A 25,564-nucleotide genomic window follows, 5' to 3' on the forward strand; every position below is an offset into this window, starting at 1 on the left:
AACGGCTTTTCCTGGGTGAAGATATGAAGGTTAGGGAAATGCCCATAGAAGTGTTAAAAAGCATTCAATCGAGATTGGACAAATACTGCACATAACCCCGTTTGAACACCTGCACCTGTAAAAAAGCCCGATGAAACGGTTAAACCGTCTCCTCGGGCTGTGGAGCGTAAATTCAGTTTAGCTCCGCAAGCTGTCTCCCGTACTTATTTCCGTACCTTTACAGTCATCTTCACGGTCCGGGTTTCACCCGCAGCGTTGCTCAGCACCGCTTCGTATTCGTAAGTGCCAGCCGCTTTGCCGGAAATGGCCGTTACTGCCGACTGGGCACCAGGTGTACGGGCCTGAAGCGATTGCGTGTCAATCAACTTTCCATTTTCGTAAAGCTTGTATTCGGTAGCATTGGTTCCCCACCACAGATTCATTGTAACGTTAAAGCTGCCGTCTCCATCCCAGTTGTCGTTAGACAATACCGCTTGACCCGGAGCAGCATCGGTAACAGTCACAGTCAGTGGTGCACTCTTCGTTGTGCCCAGCGAGTTGATCAGTTCACCGGTATAAACGTAAGTTCCGTTCGGCTTGCCGGTAATGTCAATCTTCACGGATTGCGCAGACGGGGATTGGTCAGGCAGTAATACTTCTTTCACCAGCTTGCCGTCCTCGTACAGTCTGAACTTGGTGCCGTTATTTCCCCACCAGAGATTCATCGTAATTGTATAGTCTCCGTCTCTCAGGCCAGTGTCATGACCGTTATTATCGGACAACACCGGCGTGCCTGGGGCACTGCTCGCCAGCGGGGTCGCCTGGCTCAGCCATGCTGACCACTTAATCAGTGCATCTGCCTGCTCAGCCGTAAAGACTGTGTTTCTGGCTGTGTTGACATCATTACTATAAGCGTTCAGGAGCTGGCGGGCCTTCACACCATTATGTGCTGCTGCTGCCTGTTCAGCCTGCTGCAGCTTATCCGTAAGCTGACCGGAAACCGTTGGTGCACCAGGGTCCTCCGATCCGGCTGCGAAGATGCGGGTAAGCTCAGCCAGACTTGCAAAAGTAGCAGTAACGCCAAAGCTGTAGTCTAGAGTGGTTGTTTGGCCTGCGCGGTCATAGACCAGTGCAGTTACTGTATTCAATCCCGGTTCCAGCGTATAGGCCGGAGTGTTCAATATCTCTCCGGTCGGCTGTTCGACGCCAGAAACGGTATCGGCAGCGGAATAGCCAATGACAACCTGCTGGTCAATGGTGTATTCAGTCTGTCCCAGAATTTCAATGACCGGAGGCGCCAGATCGACCGGAACGGAAAGGATCTGTTCCGCCTCTTTGTTGCCGTCAACGTCAACGCTCCAGTAAGTAACGGTATGGTTGCCCTCTTCGCTAAGGGTCAGCTGCGTGCCGCTGACTGCTTCGCCGCCATCGACCTTGAAGTAGGTCGCTTCCACTTCCGAATCTTCATCTGTTGCCGTAAAAGTAACTTTTACAGGTGAGATATACCAGCCGTTATGTTGTTCGCCTTCAACCACTGCTGTCGTGTGCGGCGCTTTCTGGTCAGACGGCTCCTCTTCCAGGGTGACGAGTTCAGACAGAGGGATATTCAGCTCCTGTACCAGCTTAGCCACCATGCCGGATACCTTGATCGCACCGTTCATCTGCAGATGGGTATTGTCTTCGGTTGTCCCCACCCACATAAAGATCGATTTGGTGCCTTCCGGACCGAGCTCCTGGAAATACTCCCAGCTTGCCTGATTCAGATCGATCAGCAGCGTTCCTGTTTCCTGGGCTGTTTCCTTCATGGCCTGCACATATTCCGGGAAGCTCTTATTGAGGACTTCTCCGTTAAAGTCACGGCGGTTAACCGGTGTAACTAGAACCGGAGTTGCGCCTCTTTGTACTGTTCCGTTAATATAATCCTTCAGGTACACCTTGAATTGCTCCGGTGTTAGATAACGTTCCGGCCGCGAAGGTGTGGAATCGTTGTGGGACCATTGCATGAACAGGTAATCGCCTTCGTGAATGTTCAGCAGGATATTGTTCAGATAGCCGCCTACCAGGAAGGTTTTGCTGCTGAGCCCGCTGACCGCACGGTTGTCAATGCTGATCTTATCCAGATCAAAGTAGCTGCCCAGCTGCTCGCCCCATCCGGCCTGCGGACGGTAGCTTTCGGCATAATTGGCCACTGTGGAATCGCTCGCCAGATAAATGACCGGCTGTGTGCCGGCGCCGTTGTCAGGCAGCCGCTCGATGGTCAGCGCATTAATATTTGGTGTGCTGCCGGAGAACTCAAAGTTAAAGACGCCGTCAATCAGGGCGATATCGTAGGAGACCTCTTTGAATTCGCCTTTGGCTACAGTCGTAACCGGAAGCTTCGGCATTTGCTCTACAACCACGCCGGTATTGGTCGATTCCTGTGCATCACCGATGGTCATGGTTACTCTGTAATTGGCAGGCTTCATTTCTACCAGGAAGGAGGTGCCGTTCACGCGGGTGAAGTCTTCCTTCAGGAGATCACCGGTCTGCCGGTTTTCGTCCTGAACCAGCGCGGTGTCGGCAAAGCCGTATCCATTGCCTTCGATATAAGCCCGCTTGGCATTTACACCAATGAATCCTTCTGCGGCAGCACCGGAGCCGAAATCAAAGGAGTAGCTGCTGATCGCACCTGCCGGTTCCGCAGTTAATGAATCCTTGGCAACCGTCAGCATGTTAAACACATGATCGACCTGAGCCTGTGTCGCCTCCGTACCGAGGATTGCTTCAACAGCCGCCAATGCTTTGTTCAGCACAGCTTTGGAAGCTTCGGTGTAAGCTGACAGATCCAGTGCTTTCACTTCATTATGCAGGGTAATTAACGCCTTCTGATCGCCGGCAACCGGCGGCAGCTTCATGCCTTGAATCTTCACGTTATCAATCTGAGTAGTCCAGCTGAGTGTGCCGCCTCCCCCTTTTCTTGTTCCAAGGAAACGCAGTGCCCTTACATTATTGGTATAGGCGCCTGGATTCATCGGAATGTCCTTGGTGGTCTGCGTGAGGCTCGGGTCCGCCTTGCTCGTCAAAGTCAGGTCCATGGTCTTTTCAGCAAAATTAATGTTCACGTCCACATTGACCCACTGGTTCTTCAGCAGATTGGTGGCGATGCCGCCATCCGGTACTGCTGTAGTGCCTGTTCCATAATCCGGTGTATAAGGGCCAACGAAGTAATGGATTTTGTTGCCCGGATTTGCAGTACCGGTCTTGGTCAGCAGTGTGAGAATAATATTCTCGTTCGCATCAAGGATGGACAGATGTCCTTCCGAGGGGGAAGCGCTGACATTGCCGGAATGCCAGTCGAAGTTCACGTTGACAATATCGCCGTTCACGGCATCGAACAACCGGAAGGTCTTCGCACGGTTACCCGAGCCTGATCCGTTAACGGACAGCACTTTGTTACCGTTCTGGTCGACAACAGTTCCCGTCATTGTACCGGCGATTCCCGTAGAATTGACCATCGCATACTGGACGGCTGCAGGATCACCATCAAAGTTCTCCTCATACACCTGGATTTCCGGTTCCGGTTCAGGTTCGGTAATGTCAGGGTCAATCACATAAGGAGAGATACCTATTCCCATTTCTTTTACTGCTCCTGCAACCAATGCGGCAATGACCTGTGCGCCGTAGCTGCTGAAATGGGTGTTATCGTTCACCCCGTTAGGGTACTTCGGATATTCGCCCGGATTGGCATACAGGAAGACCTTTTCCGAAGCGCTGAGGCCGATTTTATCGTAATAAGCAATACTTAGCTGGCTGAGGTCAATCAGCTTGACATTCAGCTCTTCCGCTACCTCTTTGGCAGCCTGCACATATTCCGGAAAGCTTACGTTAAATTCTTGAGTGATGGTGTTAAAATCTCTGCGTCCAACTGGAGTAAGCAGGACTGGCTCAGCGCCGCGCTGTCTAGCGCCGTTGATGTAACGGGCCAGATAGGTTTTGTAATCCGCCGGTGACGCATACCGATCTGGAATACCAATGCTGGCATCATTATGGCCAAAGGAAATAAAGAAATAGTCGCCCGGCTTGATCCGCTGCAGGATAGAATCCAGGCGGCCGTCCACCATAAACGATTTGCTGCTTCTGCCGCCGATCGCATCATTCTGGACGACGACGCCATTAGCGAAGTAACGGCCGAACTGCTGGCCCCAGCCTTCCTGCGGTGCCTGCTGTTCACTGTAAGATTGCATAGTGGAGTCGCCGGCCATGTAGATTGTCGTGTGGTCACCTGTTGTCTTCTCCGGGTATTTCGAAATCGTGATTTCCTGAACATCAATGGCTGTTCCGGTGAAAATGAACTCGAGTTGACCGTCAACCAGTGCAACATCATAGGAATATTCACGGGATTCTCCGGCATTAACGCTGGTGACAGCCAGCTTCTGTACGAATTCCGATTTGACGCCTACGTTTGAGTTGCGGGCATCCTCCCCTACTTTAATCGTAACCTGATAGTTGGCGTTCGGCAGATCAACTGCGAACTTTGCATTTTCCGGCAGAGCCACATGGTTTGCGCCTACCGTAATTCCACTTGCGTCTTCAAAGCCGTAGCCGGTTCCCTGCGAATAAGGAGTGTCCTGAACAGCAGTTGCTCCTGCAGCAGGCTCCGTTCCGAATGCAAAATGATACACCTGCTCCGGCAGCTGCTGTGAGCCGGTCAGCGCCAGGTTCGCTTTCGGGAATGAGGTGGCTTCAGTACCGAGATAGAAGCCTGTGTGAGGCGGTTGATTGTAGCTTACATTCTGCCAGGCAATGCCCAGGCGGTATACTGGATCCTGCATCAGCGTTGGAATCTTGTACGCAGTAGGAATAGTCGTCGTATAGAGTCTGTACTCGCTGCTATCCTCACTGCGCAGCAGCAGCTCCTCGCGCCAGTCGCCCAGAATATCCGCCTGAAGGGCAGGAGTTCCCTTGGTGTGGTTATTGGTTAAGGTACCGGTTGCCCGGAAGATTTCCTTCAGCTGCTTATTTTCATAATCCCATTTGTAAACAAGCGGAATGCCTTTTGCTGTTGTGTTATTCCATTCATGGTCGAACAGTTCACGCTGAAGATCCCCGTCCCACCAGATTGCAAAGTTAGCACTCTTTGGCACTTCGTTCTGTTCATAAATGACGTCGCCGTTTGCCGCAAAACCCTTGGAGAGAGGGTCCATCTGACCGTCGGTAATCGTGGAGGCCCAGGATTCATATCCGGGATAAGTCGGATCAATATCTGCAGACATTCCGCGTCCTGTATCCTTACCTGTATATTGGCCCCAGAGAATATCACCTGTAGCGGCGTCGCGCATCTCCAGACCATACTCAGCGTTTGTGTGCTCATGCACGCTTACGACCTGATAACCGTCCCGGTTCGGGTCGAGCTTGCCGGCATGAATCGCATCGCCGTGGCCAAGTCCGGTGCTGTACATTAAGGTGCCGTTGTCATCAATTGCCAGAGCACCGTACATAATCTCATCTTTGCCGTCACCGTCGGCGTCAAGCACGCTGAGATTATGGTTACCCTGTCCTTCGTACTCTTTGCCTGCTTCGTTAGTATCAAAGGTCCAGCGCTGTACCAGCTGGCCGCCGGTGAAATCGTAGGCTGTCAGCACAGTACGTGTATAGTAACCGCGTGCCATCACCACGCTGGGCTTCACTCCGTCGAGATAGGCAATGCCTCCGAGGAAACGGTCCACGCGGTTGCCGTATCCGTCGCCCCATGCGGCAACATCGCCTCTAGGCGGGATGTAATTCACTGTGGATACAGCTGCTCCGGTCTCACCGTTGAACAGCGTCAGATATTCAGGACCTGTCAGGATATATCCGCCATCGTTGCGGTAATCCTTCGTGCCGTCACCAATTACGGTGCCTTGGCCGTCCTTGGTGCCGTCTGCTGTCTTAACCACAACCTCAGCTTTGCCGTTGCCGTCCAGGTCATAGACCATCAGCTGGGTATAGTGGGCCCCGGCCCGGATGTTCACGCCAAGGTCAATCCGCCACAGCTTCGTACCGTCAAGCTTAACTGCATCAATATAGACATTGCCGGTGTAACCGGCCTGGGAGTTATCCTTAGAGTTGCTCGGGCTCCATAAGAAAACGATTTCATATTCTCCGTCGCCATCGAGGTCCCCAACAGAGGCATCCCCTGCATAATAGGAATAGGTTCCGCCATCCTTAGTCCGGCCGTCATCCGGCTTATCCAGCGGGATCGGCAGGTAATTGTTATGCCATACCGATGCCGTTTCCGGCTGGATTACTTCTTTACCGGCAATAACAGTAGAAATCTGATACTGGGAGCTGTCTGCTCCTGTTATGTCCAAATAATTCGTAGAATTGCTAATAGGTGCGCTGTTTACTTTATATCCGTTTTTATATACATTGAAAGCGATTTCATCTGAATCCGTATTTAAGTATCTCCAGCTCAAATACACACCGCTGCTGGTCAGAACCGCTACCAGACCCCGGTCGAGATATTCTGCCTGCCGGGCAAGCGGACTGTCCGCTCTTGCTGTTGCAGCATACCCCGGAGCTGGAGGAACGACTAACGAAAGGATCATGAGAAATGACATAACGAATGCAAGCACCGATTTCCTGACGGAAACTCTTTTACCCATGTACTTAACTCCTCCTATTTGTCTAAAATCAATTTTTAGAAACCAGGGGAAATCTAAACTTGAACCCGGTATACCTGTAAAGCTTCAGTTCTCCAATCATAAACCTTGAATGTTGTTAGAATCATCACTCCCTTCAATACGGCGTTTATATAAGCGGGTTCTCCTATTGGACTCCAAATCTGCTGCAAAACTCGATCCCGCCACTAAATATGCACAAGTGTATCAAATTATGAGAGCGCATTCTTAGCAAAAAAATGCATATTAAGCTTAAAATCGACTATTTTACTTTTTAATATTTTTGAAATCCGCTCCAGCTAAAGCCCCAGCCCGCTTTTTCGGTATAACTGATGTTGCTGAAGATAAGTATGCAACCAGCGAAAAGAACCGCAGCCTCTCATTGACACGAGGCTGCGGTTCTTGATCAAAACACTCATGAATGAGTGCCGGCTAACTTCGGGAACGACCGCGGAACAGGTTAACGAGAAAGAGAACCACGGCGACAACGAGCAGCAGATGAATAAGATTGCCGACGACATTAAAGATAAAGCCGAACAGCCATAGTAGTACCACTAGACCGATTAAACCCCATAACATAATTATTACCGCCCTTCTCCTCAGGAGTATTTGTCTCTTTTTACCCGTATGGAAGGAGAATTAAACTTCCTTTATTTATGGATTATCTGAAGAATGGACTACGCCTGCTCCCAATGATAAACCGCTGATAGAGGACTTGTTAAGAAGTTTCATTTGCTATATTCGGGTAATGAACTACGAGAAAGATAGTGAAAGGAGCAGCTTATGTACAAAACCTACTGGAAAGAAAGCGTAGTATACGAAGTTTATTTGCGGAGCTTTAAGGACAGCGACGGGGACGGCATCGGCGATTTAAACGGCCTGATCTCCAAAGCGGACTACTTCTCTGAGCTTGGGGTCGATACCATCTGGCTGTCTCCGGTCTATGTGTCGCCAAATGTGGACAATGGTTATGATATTAAAGATTACTGCGCGATCCAGCATGAATACGGAACGATGGAACAATGGGAACAGCTGCTGGACGAGCTGCATAAACGGAAAATCAGGCTGATTATGGATCTGGTGCTCAATCACACCTCGGATGAGCATCCCTGGTTCGTAGAGGCCAAGTCCTCCAGGGACAGCAGGTACCGTGATTTTTATATTTGGCGTCCGGCTGCGGCGGATGGCGGCCCGCCCAACAACTGGACCTCTTATCTCGGTAAGCCGGCCTGGACCTATGATGAAGACAGCGGTGAATATTACTTGCATTTATATAACGCCAAGCAGCCGGACCTGAATTGGGATAACCCGGAGCTGCGGGCGGAGATGCACAAGATTATGACTTTCTGGCTGGATAAAGGGATTGACGGATTCCGGATGGATGCGATTAACTCGATCTCCAAGGATCAGAGGTTTCCTGATACGGATAAGACGAAACTGCAGGCGAACGGCGAGCCTTATACCAAAAACGGACCGCGGATTCATGAATATCTACGGGAGATGAATGATAAGGTGTTCTCCCGCTATGAGATTTTCACTGCAGGTGAGACCTCCAAGGTCAATGAAGATGATGTGCTTATGTACACCAGGCCGGAGCGGCGTGAGCTGAGTATGGTGTTGTCGGCTGAAGCCTCCAAGCTGGCGGATTGCGAGGAAGACCAGTGGCAGAGCAAGGAATGGGGCCTGGACGATCTGCGTGAGGTCATGAAGATGTGGCAAAAGGACGTCGGTGAACCGGGCGGCTGGTTCGGACTCTACCTTAGTAACCACGATCAGCCCCGCATGGTTGCGACCTTCGGGGACCAGGGCAAATACAGGGTGCAGTCTGCCAAAATGCTGGCAATTCTGCTGCATACGTTAAAAGGCACGCCATTCATCCTGCAGGGCGAGGAGCTGGGAATGACCAATCATCCGGGCTTGATCCGGATCGAAGATTTTAACGAACAGCAGACACACTCTTATTATGATGTAATGGTTAAAGAACGCGGTGAGCCGGAAGAGCTCATTATGGAGCGGATCAGACAGAAGTCGCGGGATCATGCCCGGACCCCTATGCAGTGGGACGACAGTCCGAATGCCGGTTTCACGGATGGCCAGCCCTGGTTACCCGTGCACCCTGATTACAAAGAGGTCAACTTAAAAGCACAGCTGGATGATCCGGATTCCATCTTTCATTTCTACAAAAAGCTGATACGCCTGCGCAAGGAGCATCCGGTTATGGTCTACGGCGATTTTGATCTCATGCTTGAAGATCATCAGCAAATCTTCGCTTACACACGCCATGATAAAGCTGAGGAATGGCTGATTCTGCTTAACTTTTCTAACGAAGAAGCCCATTGGAAGCTGCCGGAGCTGGAGGCCGAGCGGCTTATGGGGGCAGACTTTCTCTTCGGCAATTATCCGGGTGAGACTGAGCCGAAATGTCATCGTCAGGGCACGCTTAAGCCTTATGAAGGGCTGGTGTACCGGAGGTATCAGGATAACAGTACGGATTAAAACACCAAGGTTGCGCAGGCAAAAGCCCCTCAACAATTGAGGGGCTTTATTGGGGTTGTCTTACGCTCCAGACGCGGCAGTTCCCTGCCTTATCTTACTAACATTACGGTTCATCAGATGCCGCACAATATATACAAACACGGCTTCCCGTAGCGGGCCCAGCTTCTGGCGGTGTACAGCGAAAAACTCATCAGGGCTGTCAAAGATTCCGAAATCCTGAACAATGCCCTCCTTCTGAATATACGTATGTCCTTCGTCCCAGTAGACTTCAGGATTAGACAGATTATCTGTGGCAGCGCCATAGCCGCAAAACCCTTCGGGGCATGCTGCGAATTTTTCCTGCAGTCTGCTTAAGTATGGCATGTCAAGAATAAAGCCCTCGATATTCAGCCACTTGTCCTTGTACCAGACCTCCACCCAGCTGTGGATAATTTCCTGCGGGGAGAGCTGGTAATACCAGCCCTTCATCGCTCCCTTCTGCAGCTCCTTATCAATGGTGAAGCCATGCATCCGGCACGGAATGCCAGCTGCCCTGAGCAGTGTCATAAACAAAATGCCTTTAGTATTACATTGGCCATAGCCGTCCAGCAAGACTTCAGATGCCTGAATGACATCTGAGCGGTTATAACCGAACTGAATTTCATCACGGACGAAGTTGTAGATTTGCAGAATTTGCTCCTTAACGGGAAGCTGCACCCACTGCCGGTCACGTAGCAGCTGTTGAATCCCGGGATGAGAGTAGTTCATTAATTCTGTCTCTGATATAAGTACAGTCATGGTATGACACCTCCTGTACTTATTCTAAGGTTAATGCAGGCACGAAACTTTCAAAAAAACGCTATCCTTGCGGATTTCTCTTGCCGCCATTCCCAGCATCCGTTTGCTTGTAGCGGCAAAATGCGATGGGCTGTCAAAGCCGGCAGCCATCGCTGCATCAGTAATCGGGGTCCCATTAAAAATCAGGTAAACGGCTTTTTGCAGCTTATGCAGAACAATATAGCCGCTTAAGGAAGTTCCCGTGTGCTGCTTGAACAAGTGCGCCAGTCTGCTGCCCGAAAGTCCCAGCTGGTTAGCGTACATACCGACTGAGTGCTCAGAATCCCGGCAATCCTTCATAAGCTGAATCAAATCCCGTATTCTGGAATCCTCAAATGCAGCCTGCACTTCAAGCCGGAAGAGCTCCATCAGCTGCATAAAAAAGCTGCGGTAGCTGCTGCTGTCCTTAATGCTAGCGTAGTGTGCCTGAACGAATCCGGTTATAGTTTTGACTTGATCGGGCGGTAACTGACAGTACCCGGAATCGCCAATCCGTTGTCTGAAGCCGGCCGCAATGTCTGAGGTTCCGTCAATCAGCAGAAGCATCAGCGGCTTCCCCGTCCCGTCCAGGCGGTGGCGGATGTTGGAATCAATTGCGATCCCGCTGCAGCGCATACTCCTGCCTTCCAGCTCAATGTCCAGCTCACCTTCAAAAGCCAGGGTTATCTGTACAAAGGCATGGGTATGATCATCTGCATCAATGGTATCCGACAGCACAAGCAGGTGGTGCTCCGCCCCGTACAAATTCATCATCATTTATCTCCCCTTAAGTACCAGTCACTCTCCTATACCGGAACATTATATCAAAAAATAGCAAAAGAGCCTGCACGCGGCAGGCTCCCGGTATTAAATAAATACTCCATTCCAGACCTTTTTTACCGTAATCAGTCATAAATTCAACGGTCTGCGGGTCTTAATTACCCCTTATTGGGCTCCGACTACGCGGTGCGGGATGTACAGCTCTTCAAGAAAAGCAACCTCTTCCTCTGTCAGTTTCACGGATAGCGCTCCTACAGCATCTTCAAGCTGGGTTAGCTTGGTTGCCCCAATTATCGGAGCAGCTACCGTTTCCTTCTGCAGCAGCCAGGCAAGGGCGATATGAATACGCGGCACGCCGCGCTTGTCCGCAAGTGAGGCTACCCGCTCAATGATCAGCCTGTCGGCCTCTGCAGTCGCATCGTATTTGGATTTCTGGATGTGATCTGTTTCTGAGCGTAGCGTGGTTTCAGACCAGTCACGGATCAGTCTTCCGGATGCCAGCGGGCTGTATGGAGTCGATGCAATGTGCTGGTCTTTGAGGAGCGGTAGCATTTCACGTTCCTCTTCCCGGTAGATGAGATTTAGATGATTCTGCATCGAGACGAACCGGGTCCAGCCATTCTTTTCTGCGGTATACTGCGCCTTCTGGAATTGCCAGGCATACATTGCGGAAGCGCCGATATATCTGGCTTTTCCCGCCTTCACTATATCATGGAGTGCTTCCATCGTTTCCTCAATCGGCGTGTCATAATCCCAGCGGTGGATGATGTAAAGATCGACATAGTCGGTTTCCAGCCGCTTCAGGCTTTTGTCAATCTCACTCAGTATAGCTTTCCGGGATCAGACCAGACAAATCCGCGAGACATCCATTCCGGTATTGCCGAATTTAACATACTCCACTGTGTAATCCTCCATTTCTGTTATCGTAGGATTCTTGTTCCTCTACTTTATTATGCACCTGTACTAGCGGAAAGCGTTAACCTGATTATGCTGAATGCTTGCCTATTTCTGTCACAGAGCTTACTACAGTATCAAGCAGCAGCAAGAGCTGGCAAAGCTCATTCAGCAATTTTCACCAAAAGATAGAGTAGTTGAAACCGCAATCCCCCATTTATTTGTCATCCGCTATTCGGAAGTTTCCGAGCCGGACTACAGGGTGTACAAGCCTTCCTTTTGTGTCATTGCCCAAGGGGAAAAAGAGATTTTCCTGGCGCAGGAACGCTTTGAATACGGGTCGGCTGACTACCTGATAGCTTCAATGAATCTGCCTGTGGTCGGTCAGATCATCCGTGCTTCGGAGGAGCAGCCCTACCTGAGCATTAAACTGGAATTTACACATGATCAGATTCTGGAAGTCATTAACGATGCAAATGTACGTATTATTCCGAACGAGAACGCCAAACGCGCTATTTTTGTCGGGCAGACAGAGCACACTTTAATCGACGCGACTCTAAGACTGATGGAATTATTGCACCGGCCGGATGATATCCCATTTCTGGCACCTCTGTTTATAAAAGAGATTCTGTATACCCTGCTGAAGGGTCCATATGGTGTCACATTAAGCCAAATCGCCATGGAGGGCAGCCATACTTACCGGATCAGAGAAGCCATTGATCACCTGACTTCCTGTTTCGACCAGACCATCCGTGTAGAGCAGCTTGCTGAAGCAGCGAATATGAGTCTGTCTACCTTTCACCGGAACTTTAAGGAAGTAACTGGCATGACACCGATCCAGTTTCAGAAGCAGCTGAGGCTGCAGGAAGCCCGGCGCATCCTGTTATCCGAATCAGCCGAAGCAGCTGAGGTCGCATTCCGTGTAGGTTATGAGAGTGCTTCCCAGTTCAGCCGTGAATATTCGCGGATGTTCGGGTCCCCGCCGCGGTCCGATGTGAAGCAATTGAAGGAAATGTATGATCCCGCTAAAAGCATAGTCTTTCTGGGCGATTGAAAGGAAGATGCTGGATCGGGATTATCAGAGGTACCCCCATTTGGCTTGGGGTCTGGAGTGTACTGACGGGACTTGGCCTGGGCTGCGGACAGCCCATTTCCATGTTTGTTGCCTATCAGTCATCGCCTGCTTCCAGGACTGGTGAGGTGCTGGGGCTGATCACTGTCTTTTATGCCAGCAGCGTTTTTCTGCTGGGCGGGACACTGCTGATCAAGCCGCCGAGAAAGGAATAACGGACCGCTTAATTTGAATTATGACAGGCATTCACAAAGGCCGAAAAAAGCTTTCTGCTGTTGCTGTCCACTGTATAACTGAATTCCGGATGCCACTGTACAGCGAGAATGAAGCTTTTATTCTCCATTGTTACCGCCTCAACCAGCCCGTCCTCCGCAGCAGCCGCGGCTGTCAATGATGCCGCCAGTGTTTTGATCCCCTGATGATGATAGCTGTTCACTTCTATGTGTTCTGTCTGCAAAATGTTATGAAGCAGCGTGTCCTTACAGATATGTACGGAATGGGATGGCTCGGCATACGGCGGTTTCTGTTTATGGCTGACGGCAATCTCTGCTGCCATCTGGGCTGGTATATCCTGATACAGGCTCCCTCCGCTTATCACGTTAAACAATTGTAACCCGCGGCAGATTCCAAAAGCAGGCTTATCCAATTCTGCTGCCCGGTCAAACAGCAGCTTCTCCATCCCATCGCGTTCATCACACCATTCTCCGCAGAACTCTTCCGCTGTCTCCTTATACATTTTAGGATTGATATCATGGCCGCCGGTAAACAGGAATCCGTCAAACCTGTCTGCCAAGGCTGTAATGTTATCCTTATCGGTTGTCAGGGGCAGCATTACCGGAATTCCGCCTTCATTTTCTATTGCTTTCATATAACCCGGGAGCATCCAGTAGCTGTCTTTGCCGGAATCGTATAAAGGCAGGACTCCAATCATCGGTTTCTTCATTGCTGCACCTCCATCATTTATTGTCGTTTATTATAATAGGCGTTTGAAAATAACACCAGAGATTACATTACATTGTATGTCAAAGCACGAAGTGTATTTTCATTTCACATTGCAAATTATTACATAAAAAAAGCAGGACACTGTGTGTCTCTGCTCTATCGGATTTTGTCTAACGGCGGTTATTCCTTTTGCGCCACTTGTAGGCTTTCCGGATGATCTCCAGTATGCTCCGGGGAACCGGAAAAATCCACCGTGAGGCGATGGGCTTGTACAGCCGGTAATAGGCTTTCTTATAATCCTCCCACATGCTGCAGTCTTCCTGCTTGAGGAAGTCTGATACATCCACAATCAAGCCGCGGCCGTCCTTGATCATCACATTTTTGGCATGAACATCGTGCGGGTAGAGTCCCCGGGAACGGGCGTAGTCTAGTGCACTGTCAATATCGCGGACCGCCTGTTCTGTAATAAGGATCCCCTGCTTCATCGAGTCGTAAAAGGTAACCCCGCGCAGCCGGTCAAGAATAAGAAAGGTACTGCCGATATAATAGCACCGCGCGTATGCCGGATGGTGTCCAAGGAGCCTGTATACCTCCCCTTCCTCCTCCAGTCCGGGTCTTCCCGGGGCGTATATTTTTACCGCATAAGCTTCATAGTCAGGATGGCAAAAAACAGCGGCATAATTACCGCAGCCCAGCACGCTCCAGGGATATGGCACATTGCTGACTTGTACAGGCTCTTGGGGATCAATACTTACTATACTGGCTTTTAACATTAAATCATCAGTGATCAGTTCCCGCAGCTTCTCCATACCTGCTTCTCCCTGCAGCCTGTCCGGCATTTTGTTTCTATTAATATATCATACGTTCACCGGAATAATGCTACCACTGCCCGTTCTCCCTGTTGGTGTCAATGACCTCCTGAAAACGGTCGGGGTAATTCGTATAGACGCCATCCACGCCCCACAAATAAGCTTTATCCATGTTGACCTGGTAATTTACCGTATAAGGCATTACCTTGAGGCCGGCATTTTTCACCTGAGCCACATAAGCTGCTCCGATTCCCTGGAAGTTAGGGCTGATCCCGACCGCATAGGTCTTCACATTCTCAAGATAAGACACGGGGGCTCTAACAGCGGTGTAGTCATACCATACAAGCTGGTACAGCGGGATCTCAGGGTTGAGCGCATGAAGCTTTCGTAAGCTGGCACTGCTGAAGGAGTGAACAGAGACAACGTCCTCCAGTTTATATTTTTCTATCGCTTCGTTTAATAAGGCTTCGATCTGGCTGTTTACCCCAGGCTCTTTAATTTCAATCATATAACGGGTCTTGTCGCCGAACGTCTCAAAAACCTCATCCAGTGTCGGTATGGTAATACCGGCATACTGTTCCCTGGCAAACATCGGATAAGCCTCATTAAACCATGAGCCGGCATCAAGCTGCTTGATCTGCTCCAGGGTCATATTTTTCACATACCCCCTGCTGCCTGTAGTCCGGTTCACCGTCTCATCATGGATAACAACAGGAATCTTGTCCTTGGTCAAATGGATGTCGAGCTCAATATAATCGGCCTGCATTTCAATCGCCAGCTCTATTGCCGGGATGGTGTTCTCGGGAGCATATCCCGAAGCACCGCGGTGAGCAATCGTTAGTACCTTATCCGCCGGATTAATGATCTCTTTGACTTTCACCCGGATCCACGGAAAATAAGCATATAGTGCTGAAAACAAGAAGATAAACATTAAAACATGTACGCCAATAAAATAAGCCTTGTGTCTAAACATTTTCGTCATACATCTGCCCTCTTTACTTTTCTAATCCTTAATAGCATAAATAATATATTAACATGCCGGACGGGTTAAGCGTTACCCATTCCTTGGGGTCGCTGATATTTTTTTATTATATTCCGGTGAGAACCATATGCGAATATAAAAATATGCAAATTCTCGCAGAAGCCCGCCACAGCAAAACTACTATACAAGCTTCATAAAAGCGCTTAATATTTGATTAGTCAGGTGGTTAACATTTAATAGACTCAGAGAAAACCATTATAAAGGAGACAGACATACCATGCTGGAATCAGCCACAGCCTCACAGCTAAAAAAAACACTCAGAACCAGTATTGCAAACAAAGAAATTGCCGGGGCTAACTTTTTGGTGATTAAAAACGGCGAAGAAGTCTTTTATCATGAGGACGGTCTGGCTGATATGGAGACGGGGAGCCCCATTGCAAGGAACTCAATCTTCAGGCTTTACTCGATGAGCAAGCCGGTAACAGCAACCGCCGTTATGATGCTGCTGGAACGCGGAGAAGTAGATCTCTTTGATCCTGTAAGCCGTTACATACCCAAATTCCGTAATCAGATGGTCGAAAAAGACGGCGGACTGGCTGCCCCCGAACGCGAAGTTAACATCCATGACCTGCTGAACATGACATCAGGACTTGTATATGGCGGCCCTGGTCTGGCCGGACAGCATACCGAAAGCCTGCTCCAGGAGCTCGGTACCCGTCTGCATGGAGCAAATCCGATGACCACTATGGAATTTGCCGGCCGGCTGGGGCAAGGTCCGCTTGCTTTCGAGCCGGGGGCATCCTGGGAATACGGTACATCGGCTGATGTGCTTGGCGCTGTTGTGGAAGCAGTAAGCGGCATGCGGTTTGGGGAATTTCTGAAGACAGAAATTTTCGGGCCGCTCGGCATGGAGGATACCGGGTTCTGGCTGACTGAAGAACAGAGAAGCCGGCTCGCCACAACCTATCAGGATGACAGTGAAGGCGGTCTGAAGCTGTATGCGGACAGCCATCTGGGCATTAACCATCAGCTGGACCGTGAACCCGCCTTTGAGTCTGGCGGAGCAGGGCTGGCCTCCACTATTGACGATGCTGCCAGATTCACGACAATGCTCATGAAAGGCGGCACTCTGAACGGGGTTCAGCTGCTCAAGCGGAGAACTGTACAGTATATGACCTCGGCGGGTCTGACTCCACCTCAGCAGCAAAGCTTTGCCTTGTGGCAATCCCTGTGCGGGCACAGCTACGGCAACCAGATGCGGATCATGACTGAGCCGGGCCAGGCCGGACATATCGGCAGCAAAGGCGAATACGGCTGGGACGGCTGGCTTGGCGCCTACTTCATGAATAGTCCGCAGGATGCGCTGACTATACTGTTTATGGTACAGAAGAAAGACGCCGGTACCCTTCCTGTCACCCGCAAGCTGCGCAATATTGTGTTTAGCAGTTTGTAAGAGCAGCAGAACAAAACAAAAGCCCGTGTGATTCGTGTTTCCACATTCACGAACGATCACGGGCTTTTGTTCATTATTACTGTTAAGGTACTCTAAAACTTAGTAAAGCTTAATATTACAGGAATCATATTTTGTCTGCTCTATTTATTGACTGAAAATCTGTTTGTCGTTATCGGCATCCATTCTCTGATGAATGTGCAGCTGCTGGTATGGAACAGCAGTTTTACCGAAGTCAGCATCTATAGCACGATTATTTTCATGCTAATCATAGCCAAGGCCGGGAATGCGCCGATGCAGAAAATGCTTATCGCGTTCGTATTCGCGCTGGCCGGCACATCCCTGTAGGGCCCATGTATGCCGGGTGTACCATAAAAAGAGCCAGAGCTTCACTCTGACTCTTTTTATGAAAATTTTAGCATGGTTAACCAGCATCAGGTAACTTTGCTGATTAAAACTGTGCTATACGTCCCAATAACTCCTCTACTCCACGGCTGGCTTGCAGCAGCGTGTAGTTTATCCGGTTCACCCGTCGGCCAAGCAGCGTCCGGTATTGGTAATAGCTGTCGCTTCCCATGTCTGTTTCCGCCAATTGATATACTTCAGCCAGCGCCGGGATTGGTGCGGCTTTCATCGCGAGGTCATGGTCGAATATGCTTCCCCCGACATAATTCAGCGGGACCAGCAGCCGGGAAAGCTCCATATTATTGTCGTTAATCAGCGTGATCTGCGTTTCGCTGAGTTCATTCTTTAGAATGAAGGATTGAAGTTCAGCAATATTGCCGATCAACCTGTCAACACGGGCAAGGGATTCGCTTAAATCCAAACGGTCTTCCGCTGTATGCTGATAGGATAACAGATGGCCCTTGATCTCTTCGGCTGCCGCCAGTTGATTGACAGGCACCAGGGCATTGGCGCATGCGCGATAGACGGTTAGAACATAGACTTTGCAGTCACGGACCAGATTGACAGGGTCAATCTTATCAAGCGTATCCTCGGTAGTATGCCACCACCAGCCGAATCCGCCGGCGCGACCGCTGCCGAAGAGCAGGGAGAAAGCCTGCGATGCAGGCTCATTGCTGCGCTCTGCTTCGGACAGACCCATGAACAAGGATGGGGTCCCGGTTCCGAGGAAGGACTGATCCCCTGCCCGGCCGAAACGCGCGCCCTCAAATTCCTGGTCAGCTACCACGGCTATCGGACCCGCTGCCAGGTCTTTGGTTTCCGCCATGCAGTTCGCTTCCGTGAGGATGTCATTCCCCTTGCCGCCTACGGAATCCACATTAATGTGCAGGACGCAGTTCTCGTGCAGATCCTCCCAGTGCGTGTCGCAGTACCAGGCGGAGCCGGCGTAACGGCCGTGTGAATGTCCGGACCAGAAAGCAAGTCTGAGCGATCTGCGCAGTGCGCCGCGGTGCCGGGACAGTATTCGGGCAACCTCCAGCATCGTGGCATTCGCAGAGCCATTGTCCATGGCACCGTAGTGCCAGGAATCGATATGGCCGCTGAACATTACGAATTTCTCCGGCTCATGCGAGCCTTCAATTTCGGCAATCAGGGTAGGGATTTTACGCCAGCCCGTATCCATCTCTGTCTTCATCCAGGCGGAGCCTGTTTTGCCGTTCTCAAGAGCGGATTTCACACTTTCTCCGTCCGCATAGTTAATTGAAACTACAGGAAGCTGAGGCAGCAGGCCCGCTGTTTCCGGGATGGGATTACCCCACACCGGAGATACGATCATTTCATGCGTATAAGCTGCATTGATAAACACAGCGCCCAATGCACCATGGGCTTGTGCTATTTTCACAACAGCCGGTACGGCCAGTCCATCCAATAAGACAATTTTGCCCTGCACATCCTCCTGCGCGTAATCCTGGGGCATTCCATGACCGATATAGACAAGCTCACCCGTAATTCCCTGATCCCCTGTCGGCTGAGCCATAGAGTGGGTAATACAGGTGTAGGCCTTGCCATTGATCTCCAGCGCAGCCACTCCCGGCAAGCTGATGAAAGCATCACTTTCAAGCAGCTCGGTAGACAGGCCGAAGCCTTCAAGCGTTTCCTTTACATATTCAAAAGCGCGGTATTCCTCCTCAGAACCGGATAACCGGACTTCTCTGGCTACCTGCGCCGTAAATCCCATTAGATTCACTTCGCTGACTTCACTCAGCAGCTCCTGCTCCAAGCCGTTCTTGCTTGCGTCTCCCATGGCCTGTATCCCCCTTCATCTCATCCAGCTTTTCAATCAGATGTGCCACCAGGGCGCTCCGGACCGGCATCTGTGAAATGACCAGATGCTCATTCGCGGCATGTGCGCCATCTCCTACTGCACCCAGTCCGTCAATGGTCGGTGCAAGCGGGGCTGCGAAGTTCCCGTCGCTGGCCCCGCCGGTGGCGCCTTCGGCTAATTCAAAATTCAATTCCTCCAGGGCGATAACCCTGGCAATCTCATACATGGAGCCCACTTCTGCCGTCCGTTCCATTGGCGGCCGGTTCATTCCCCCGGTGACAACGATCTGAGTGCCTTCCGTTACAGGCTGGATGCCCATAATCAGCGGGATGACCCGGTCTGCTTCCGCCTGCGAAGTCACCCGAAGGTCAATATCAGCCGCAGCCTTTGCTGCAACTACATTGATCGTGCTTCCTCCGGAGATCACACCCACATTAACGGTTGTTCCAAGACTATAATCGGTTAAACTGTGCAGATAAGTGATCTGTCTGGCCAGTTCTTCTACCGCGCTCTTGCCTGCCTGATGGTCCGCTCCGGCATGCGAAGCGTTCCCAACAACCTCCAGGCGGAACATTCCGACACCCTTCCGGGATGTTTTCACAGCGTTCGTGCGCGCAATCGAAGGCTCAAGCACCAGCACATACTTGCTCTGCTGCGCCTCTTCTTCAATCAGCTTCCGCGAAGTGGGACTCCCAAGCTCCTCATCAGAAGTAAACAAGAACACAATTCTGCTCTTCAGCTTCTTCCCAAGGGCATGCAGCGCATGGATCGCATAAATACCTTGAACCAGGCCGCCCTTCATGTCAAATACCCCTGGTCCGGATAGGATATCCTGTTCAACCGCGATCAGAGGCTGTGGCCAGTCGCCCTTCTTCCATACGGTATCGAAATGGGCAAGCAGAAGAATCTGCTCTTCACCCTCGCCCCATTCCCCGCGAATATGGTCGCCGTACGTCTCGTTGGCAATTACAGCCGTCCGGCCTCCGGTCAGCTCTTCAAAAATCCGTACAAGCTGAACGCCCAAGGCGTCGACTGACAGCTTGTCCAACGTAGGGGATTCATGCTCCACTATATATTGTAAAGTCGCAAGCATATTGTCCTGCTTCTCTTTCAGGTAATCCAGAATATCGCTCATCCTTTTGTTCTCCTTGCTGCTGGGTTGTTTAAAGCCATGGATAAAGCCGACTTCATCAAACCACGACATTCTTCTGCAGCACGGTAAGGATCTTGGTGGTTTGAATCAGATCTTCCATATCCATGAACTCATCATAGCCATGAATATTGTTGTCGTTGGTGCCGGGTCCAAAATTGATGCCGGGGATCCCGTGCTTAACAAACCAGCGGGTGTCCGACTGTCCCAGCATCCCTACCACCGGGAGCTCCGCTCCGGTAACTTCACTTATCGCTGTCTGCAGCTCGGCAATTAACGGTGAATCCTCCCCGGTAATGGTCGGTTCCGTCTGAAATTCGGTGATGCGGTGAATACGGATATTCATCTGCGGATCCCGGCTCATAAGTCCCTGTATAACGGCTTCGACCCTAGTGTAGATGTCGTCCAGGCTATGCTCCGGAATGATCCGGAAATCCACTTCCAGCTCACAGTATCCAGGAACGACATTTACTTTGCTGCCTCCATGAATCAAGCCCATATTCAGACTGGTATACCGCATGCCGGGAACTGCCGAGGTCTCCCGCTCAAGCTCCCGCTGCAATCCGCTCAAGCCTTGAATCACAGCCGCCATCTTCTCCACGGCGTTGACTCCCTTCCACTTGAAAGCGGCATGGGCCGGCACCCCAATGGACTGGATGCGGAGCTGCATGACACCAGCCATGGCGCGGACGATTTGGTTGCTGTAGCCTTCCACAACGACCATATCCCCTTCGATCATTCCCTGCTCATTCACATAACCGGCTCCAAGCACGCCCCCGGTCTCTTCATCGCAGGTTGCGGCGATGGTGATATTTCCCCGGAACGGTATTCCCGAACGTTTCAGAGCTACAGCCGACATGATATATGCGGCCAAACGCCCTTTGGAATCGGTTGCGCCTCTTCCGTATATCTTCCCGTTCGCCCGTTCTCCCGAAAATGGCGGGTATGTCCACTCCGCAGGGTTGCCTGCAGGTACAGTATCCAGGTGAGCATTGAAAACAAGGCTCCTGCCTTGTCCGCTCCCCCGCATCGTGGCGATCACATTGATCCGCGGCGTGGGCAGGCCCTCCTGCTTGACACGTTCCTCCGGCACGTTCACCACTTGTACTTCAAAACCCAGCTCCAGCAGGGCTTTATGAAGAAATTCACTGATCGGTCCATATTCTCCGAGAGGATTCTCACTTGGAATTTGAATGAGATGCTGGAGAAATTCGAAAATCTCCTCCCGCATGCTCTCTACTGCATTGTCAATCTGGATTCGCATATCCATCGTTTCACTCCGCCCCGGTTACAGTTTGAGCTGGCCTACGCCGGCTTCGATTTCGACTTTTACATTAAAGGGCTTCGACAGTTGGTTTAAGCGTTCGAGAACCGTAACCGCAGCCGTCTCATCCATAAATACCGGATCACCCTGATTATTCAGCTGAATAGGCAGGAAACGGGCTTCTGCCAGTTTCTTGTCTTCTACGACCAGTTCCAGAATTACGGCTTCCAGCGCAATCCCTCTCATGACGCTTTCAAATTGATACGGAGGATAGGCAACCGGTGTATCCAGCACTTCACCTTCGCCGAAGGCATGGAACAGAAAATTCCCCAGATTGTAAGCGACGAGACCCTCCTTATATCTTTCCACAGGATGAACGACATGCGGATGTCCGCCTAGGATCACATCGGCCCCTGCGTCGATTAAGCCATGGGCTAGCGGTGTTTGATAATCAGCCAGCGGCCCTTGGAATGCGGCGCACCAGCCATGCGGGATCCCCCAATGAATATTGACAATAACGATATCCGCCTGCTTTTTGGCCTCCGCTACACGGCTGCAGGCATAGGCCAGGTCCTGCTCATTCACTCTTGTCTCCACCCACGGCGAAATGCCCGGCTGTTCATCAAGCGTCATATTATCGAGGAAAAAGCTGGAGTGGGCGCGAATGGGCGCGGTACCCGGGCGATCCGGCCCGGCGGCATAGCCTGTAGGCAGCGTGCTGGCAAATCCGAAAACGGCAAACCGGACGCCTTCCTTCTCGATGAATACCGGACTCGCCGCCTCTTCTAGGTTAATCCCGCCGCCGACAGTGGGAATATGGATCTCTTTCATGACATTTATCGTTTCCAGCAGACCTTCCGCTCCATAATCAAGCGCGTGGTTGTTGGCAATGGTCACAACGTCAATTCCCGATTCCGGAAAGGAGACGGCAATGGATGGGTCCGCTTTTATCGTAGCCGCTTTATCCGCGTGTGCGACGGCCTTGGTCAATGGAATTTCCAGATTGGCAATGGTCAAGTCGGATTGGCGCAAGTACTCCCAGATCTTATCTACTTCCGGTTTGCATTTAGTAATTTCGCGCGAAGGAGCAAAGTCTCCAACCGCAGTAACAGTCATCCGTTTCTTTTCCATTAAAGAGCACCTCTTCTTTAAGAATGTTAGGAATGCAGGGGCTGCGGTTCGTACAGATGGCAGGCTACCAAATGATCCTCAGCCACTTCCCTGAACTGCGGCCGGACTTCGCGGCAAATATCCATGGCATGCGGACAACGTGTATGGAACGCGCAGCCCTTGGGAGGATTAGCCGGACTCGGCACTTCCCCCTCCAGGATGATTCTTTCCTTCACAGCTCCGCGTTTGGCCTCGGGAGCCGCAGACAACAAAGCTACGGTGTACGGATGGAGCGGCTTCTGGTAAAGATCGACTTTGCCCGCCAGTTCGACCATATTACCCAGATACATGACGCCGACCCGATCACTGATATGGCGGACGACAGCCAGGTTATGAGAGATAAAAATATAGGAGAGGTTGAATTCCTTTTTGAGCTCAACCAGCAGATTCAGAATTTGCGATTGTATTGAGACATCCAGCGCGGATACCGCTTCATCCGCGACAATCAACTTCGGATTCAGGGCAAGTGCCCGGGCAATGCCAATCCGCTGGCGCTGCCCGCCCGAAAATTCATGAGGATAACGGTTTTTGACGCTTGGCCGCAGCCCTACCACATTCAGCAGATAGCTGACACGTTCTGCAATTTGGGCGCGGGTTAAGCCCCCTTTGACAATCAATGGTTCGGCAATGATTTCTTCAACGGAAATTTTGGGATTAAGAGAGGCGTACGGATCTTGAAACACCATCTGGAAGTCAGAGCGGATGCTCCGCAGCTTGTCTCCCGACAGTTTCGTAATATCCTGGCCTTCCATCAGAATCTGCCCATCCGTGGCATCCATAATCCTCATCACCAGCCGGCCCATCGTCGATTTGCCGCAGCCGGATTCTCCAACGATGCCGAGTGTTTCTCCGGCTCTTACCGTGAAGGATATCCCATCTACCGCTTTGACGTGTCCAACCGTTTTTTGCAGAAATCCGGACTTTATAGGAAAATACTTCTTTAGGTTATTTACTTCTAATAAATTACCGCCCATTTCCTCACCCCTTTCATGCGTAATCACAACGGACCAGATGACCAGGCCTTATTTCACGCAGTTCAGGCATAGCCTCTGTGCAGGAAGGCCGGGCAGTCGGGCATCTGTCGGCGAACCGGCAGCCTTTCGGGAATGCGGCGGCATCCGGAACTGTTCCCGGAATGGAGAAGAGGATCTCCTTGTCGTCGTTCAGCGATGGAATGGATTCCAGCAAGGCTTTGGTATACGGATGGGAAGGGTGATGGAACAGCTGATCACCACTGGCTGATTCTACAACCTGTCCCGCGTACATAACGACGACATGATCCGCCATTTCCGCCACCACACCCAGATCATGGGTAATAAAAATAATGGAGGTATCGTATTCGTCCCGCATCTTCTTCATCAACTCGAGCACTTGGGCTTGAATGGTCACATCCAGCGCCGTTGTCGGTTCATCGGCAATCAGAAGCTTCGGTTCGCACATCATGGCCATCGCAATCATGACCCGCTGCCTCATCCCACCAGACAGCTGGTGTGGATATTCATTGACAATCCGTTCAGCACGCGAAATTCCCACTTTCTGCAGCATCTCTACCGTTTTTGCTTTCGCTTCACGGCGGCTCCATTTCTGATGCCGCAGCAGCACCTCGGAGATTTGTCTGCCGATGGTCATTACCGGGTTCAAGGCCGTCATCGGTTCCTGGAATATCATGGAGATATTATTCCCGCGTCGCTTGGCCATTTGTTCCTCGCTGAGCTGAAGCAAATCTTCTCCATTGAAGCGAACTTCCCCGGAGACGATTTTGCCCTTGGGCTGCGGAACGAGCCGCATAATGGACAGGGAGGTCATGCTTTTGCCGGAACCGGATTCTCCCACCACACACACAATCTGCCGGGGGTATACTTCCAGATCGATGCCGTCGACGGCACGCACTTCTTTATTTTTACTAATAAAATAAGTTCTCAAATCCTTAATGGCCAATAGGGGTTCAGTCATTCCAAAACCTCCCTAAGAGATTGCTGCGGGCTTCCCTCGTCATAATGTCATCAACGATTATCCGACAAGGACACATCGAGAGCATCGCGCAGCGCATCCCCTGTCAAATTAAGCGCCAAAACCGTAATCGCAATGGCGGTTCCAGGTGCCAGTACGGCTACCGGAGCTAGAGTAATGAACGAACGGTTCTCCGCAAGCATGCCTCCCCATTCCGCTGTCGGCGGCTGTACTCCAAACCCCAGAAAGTTAAGCCCGGCAACGGCCAGCAGAACATAGCCGATGTTTAATGTCGCATTAACAATGATATAAGGAAGTATGGATTTCATGATGCCGTTCCACATGATTCGGAAGTTGGAAGCGCCGATCGTTCTGGCTGCTTCAATAAATTGCAGGTCGCGCACGCCCAGAGTTAATCCTCTGAGCAGCCGCACATAAAACGGGATGGTACTGATTGAAATGGATAAGGTGACATTGACCAGTCCCGGCCCCAGGGCTCCGACAATAACGATCGACAGCAGCAGGTAGGGAAAAGCCAGCATAATATCGATGAACCGCATCAGGATGCTGTCCATTTTACCGCCGTAATACCCGGTGGCGATCCCAACCGGAACCCCGATACCGATACCTACAGCGGTGGCGATTAAAGCGATCATCAAGGACAGCTGCCCGCCGTGGAGCAGGCGGCTCCAGACATCTCTGCCCAAGGAATCTGTCCCGAGCAGATGTCCCTCTGCCCCGGGAGGGAGGAAAGCTTTGCCCAAATTCTGCTGCACAGGATCAAAACTGCTCAGCAGGGGTGCAAATACGGCCGATATAACGACAAGTACTAATAGAACGGCTCCGATACTGCCAGCCGGATTGCGGATAAACTTGCTCCAGACGCTGGTCTTACTGGCCGGTTGAGCGGGTTCGACCAGTAAACCGAGATCTTTAGCGGAAGGCTGTGCTTCCATATTTAAG

At 51.1% G+C, this 25,564-nt stretch carries 19 protein-coding genes and 1 pseudogene; 5 read left to right on the forward strand and 15 right to left on the reverse strand.

What is annotated here, in order from left to right; all coding sequences use genetic code 11:
• Window positions 1-203: 203 nt before the first annotated feature.
• Together M2108_RS01940 and M2108_RS01945 are read right to left on the reverse strand one after the other, a co-directional pair.
• Entirely contained in the window at window positions 204-6,602 is a 6,399-nt protein-coding gene (locus M2108_RS01940; RefSeq protein ID WP_277467581.1) for a rhamnogalacturonan lyase family protein, read from the reverse strand.
• Between the two features lie 447 nt (window positions 6,603-7,049).
• On the reverse strand, window positions 7,050-7,196 hold the full coding sequence (locus tag M2108_RS01945; protein ID WP_139171896.1) for a lmo0937 family membrane protein: 147 nt from the start codon (window positions 7,194-7,196) through the stop codon (window positions 7,050-7,052).
• A gap of 204 nt (window positions 7,197-7,400) precedes the next feature.
• Here M2108_RS01945 and M2108_RS01950 point away from each other — a divergent pair, with 204 nt between their 5' ends.
• Window positions 7,401-9,113, forward strand: coding sequence for a glycoside hydrolase family 13 protein (locus tag M2108_RS01950; RefSeq protein ID WP_277467580.1), 1,713 nt, complete (start codon window positions 7,401-7,403; stop codon window positions 9,111-9,113).
• Window positions 9,114-9,173: 60 nt separating this feature from the next.
• On the opposite strand, the gene M2108_RS01955 is transcribed toward M2108_RS01950, so the two are convergent.
• The 3 genes and pseudogenes from M2108_RS01955 to M2108_RS01965 all read right to left on the reverse strand — a co-directional run.
• Window positions 9,174-9,890, reverse strand: a complete 717-nt coding sequence (locus tag M2108_RS01955; protein WP_277467578.1) for a transglutaminase-like domain-containing protein — start codon at window positions 9,888-9,890, stop codon at window positions 9,174-9,176.
• Window positions 9,891-9,920: 30 nt separating this feature from the next.
• A complete protein-coding gene (locus M2108_RS01960) occupies window positions 9,921-10,685 on the reverse strand; it encodes an AraC family transcriptional regulator (protein ID WP_277467576.1) in 765 nt (254 codons plus the stop codon).
• Between the two features lie 168 nt (window positions 10,686-10,853).
• Window positions 10,854-11,528 (reverse strand): annotated as a pseudogene (locus tag M2108_RS01965) (aldo/keto reductase); the annotation flags it as partial.
• A gap of 154 nt (window positions 11,529-11,682) precedes the next feature.
• Between M2108_RS01965 and M2108_RS01970 the strand changes: the two are divergent.
• Both M2108_RS01970 and M2108_RS01975 read left to right on the forward strand, forming a co-directional pair.
• A complete protein-coding gene (locus M2108_RS01970) occupies window positions 11,683-12,636 on the forward strand; it encodes an AraC family transcriptional regulator (protein WP_277467575.1) in 954 nt (317 codons plus the stop codon).
• Window positions 12,633-12,869 carry a hypothetical protein gene (locus M2108_RS01975; protein ID WP_277467574.1) on the forward strand — a complete coding sequence of 79 codons (237 nt, stop codon included), beginning with the start codon at window positions 12,633-12,635 and terminating at the stop codon, window positions 12,867-12,869. Before M2108_RS01970 ends, M2108_RS01975 begins: the two co-directional genes overlap by 4 nt.
• An 8-nt stretch (window positions 12,870-12,877) precedes the next feature.
• Here the strand turns inward: M2108_RS01975 and M2108_RS01980 are convergent, their stop codons facing one another.
• From M2108_RS01980 to M2108_RS01990, 3 genes are all read right to left on the reverse strand, one after another.
• Complete coding sequence (locus M2108_RS01980) at window positions 12,878-13,597, reverse strand: gamma-glutamyl-gamma-aminobutyrate hydrolase family protein (protein ID WP_277467572.1); 720 nt, start codon at window positions 13,595-13,597, stop codon at window positions 12,878-12,880.
• A gap of 169 nt (window positions 13,598-13,766) precedes the next feature.
• Window positions 13,767-14,405 (reverse strand): serine/threonine-protein kinase, encoded by a 639-nt coding sequence (locus M2108_RS01985; RefSeq protein ID WP_277467571.1) that lies wholly within the window; start codon window positions 14,403-14,405, stop codon window positions 13,767-13,769.
• A gap of 70 nt (window positions 14,406-14,475) precedes the next feature.
• Entirely contained in the window at window positions 14,476-15,387 is a 912-nt protein-coding gene (locus M2108_RS01990) for a glycerophosphodiester phosphodiesterase (protein ID WP_277506075.1), read from the reverse strand.
• A gap of 277 nt (window positions 15,388-15,664) precedes the next feature.
• On the opposite strand from M2108_RS01990, the gene M2108_RS01995 reads away from it, so the two are divergent.
• Together M2108_RS01995 and M2108_RS02000 are read left to right on the forward strand one after the other, a co-directional pair.
• On the forward strand, window positions 15,665-16,840 hold the full coding sequence (locus M2108_RS01995; protein WP_277467569.1) for a serine hydrolase domain-containing protein: 1,176 nt from the start codon (window positions 15,665-15,667) through the stop codon (window positions 16,838-16,840).
• Window positions 16,841-16,987: 147 nt separating this feature from the next.
• On the forward strand, window positions 16,988-17,185 hold the full coding sequence (locus M2108_RS02000; protein WP_277467567.1) for a hypothetical protein: 198 nt from the start codon (window positions 16,988-16,990) through the stop codon (window positions 17,183-17,185).
• A gap of 103 nt (window positions 17,186-17,288) precedes the next feature.
• Here M2108_RS02000 and M2108_RS02005 read toward each other — a convergent pair whose 3' ends face one another.
• From M2108_RS02005 to M2108_RS02035, 7 genes are read right to left on the reverse strand one after another with little or no spacing between them, the layout of a single operon-like run.
• Window positions 17,289-19,046, reverse strand: a complete 1,758-nt coding sequence (locus M2108_RS02005; protein ID WP_277467565.1) for a M28 family peptidase — start codon at window positions 19,044-19,046, stop codon at window positions 17,289-17,291.
• Window positions 19,000-20,202: a M20 family metallopeptidase gene (locus M2108_RS02010; RefSeq protein ID WP_277467563.1), complete on the reverse strand. Its 1,203-nt coding sequence runs from the start codon at window positions 20,200-20,202 to the stop codon at window positions 19,000-19,002. The genes M2108_RS02005 and M2108_RS02010 overlap by 47 nt, the downstream gene beginning before the upstream one ends.
• Window positions 20,203-20,257: 55 nt before the next feature.
• Entirely contained in the window at window positions 20,258-21,487 is a 1,230-nt protein-coding gene (locus M2108_RS02015) for a M20 family metallopeptidase (RefSeq protein WP_277467562.1), read from the reverse strand.
• Between the two features lie 18 nt (window positions 21,488-21,505).
• Window positions 21,506-22,612 (reverse strand): CapA family protein, encoded by a 1,107-nt coding sequence (locus tag M2108_RS02020; RefSeq protein ID WP_277467561.1) that lies wholly within the window; start codon window positions 22,610-22,612, stop codon window positions 21,506-21,508.
• A 26-nt stretch (window positions 22,613-22,638) separates the two neighbouring features.
• The gene (locus tag M2108_RS02025; protein ID WP_277467560.1) at window positions 22,639-23,625 is read right to left on the reverse strand and encodes an ABC transporter ATP-binding protein; all 987 of its coding nucleotides are present in this window, start codon (window positions 23,623-23,625) and stop codon (window positions 22,639-22,641) included.
• A 13-nt stretch (window positions 23,626-23,638) separates the two neighbouring features.
• Window positions 23,639-24,604, reverse strand: coding sequence for an ABC transporter ATP-binding protein (locus M2108_RS02030; protein ID WP_277467559.1), 966 nt, complete (start codon window positions 24,602-24,604; stop codon window positions 23,639-23,641).
• A 50-nt stretch (window positions 24,605-24,654) separates the two neighbouring features.
• Window positions 24,655-25,557 carry an ABC transporter permease gene (locus M2108_RS02035; protein WP_277467558.1) on the reverse strand — a complete coding sequence of 301 codons (903 nt, stop codon included), beginning with the start codon at window positions 25,555-25,557 and terminating at the stop codon, window positions 24,655-24,657.
• Between the last annotated feature and the right edge of the window lie 7 nt (window positions 25,558-25,564).

Source organism: Paenibacillus sp. PastM-3 (genome assembly GCF_029893965.1).
Lineage (GTDB): Bacteria > Bacillota > Bacilli > Paenibacillales > Paenibacillaceae > Paenibacillus_AQ.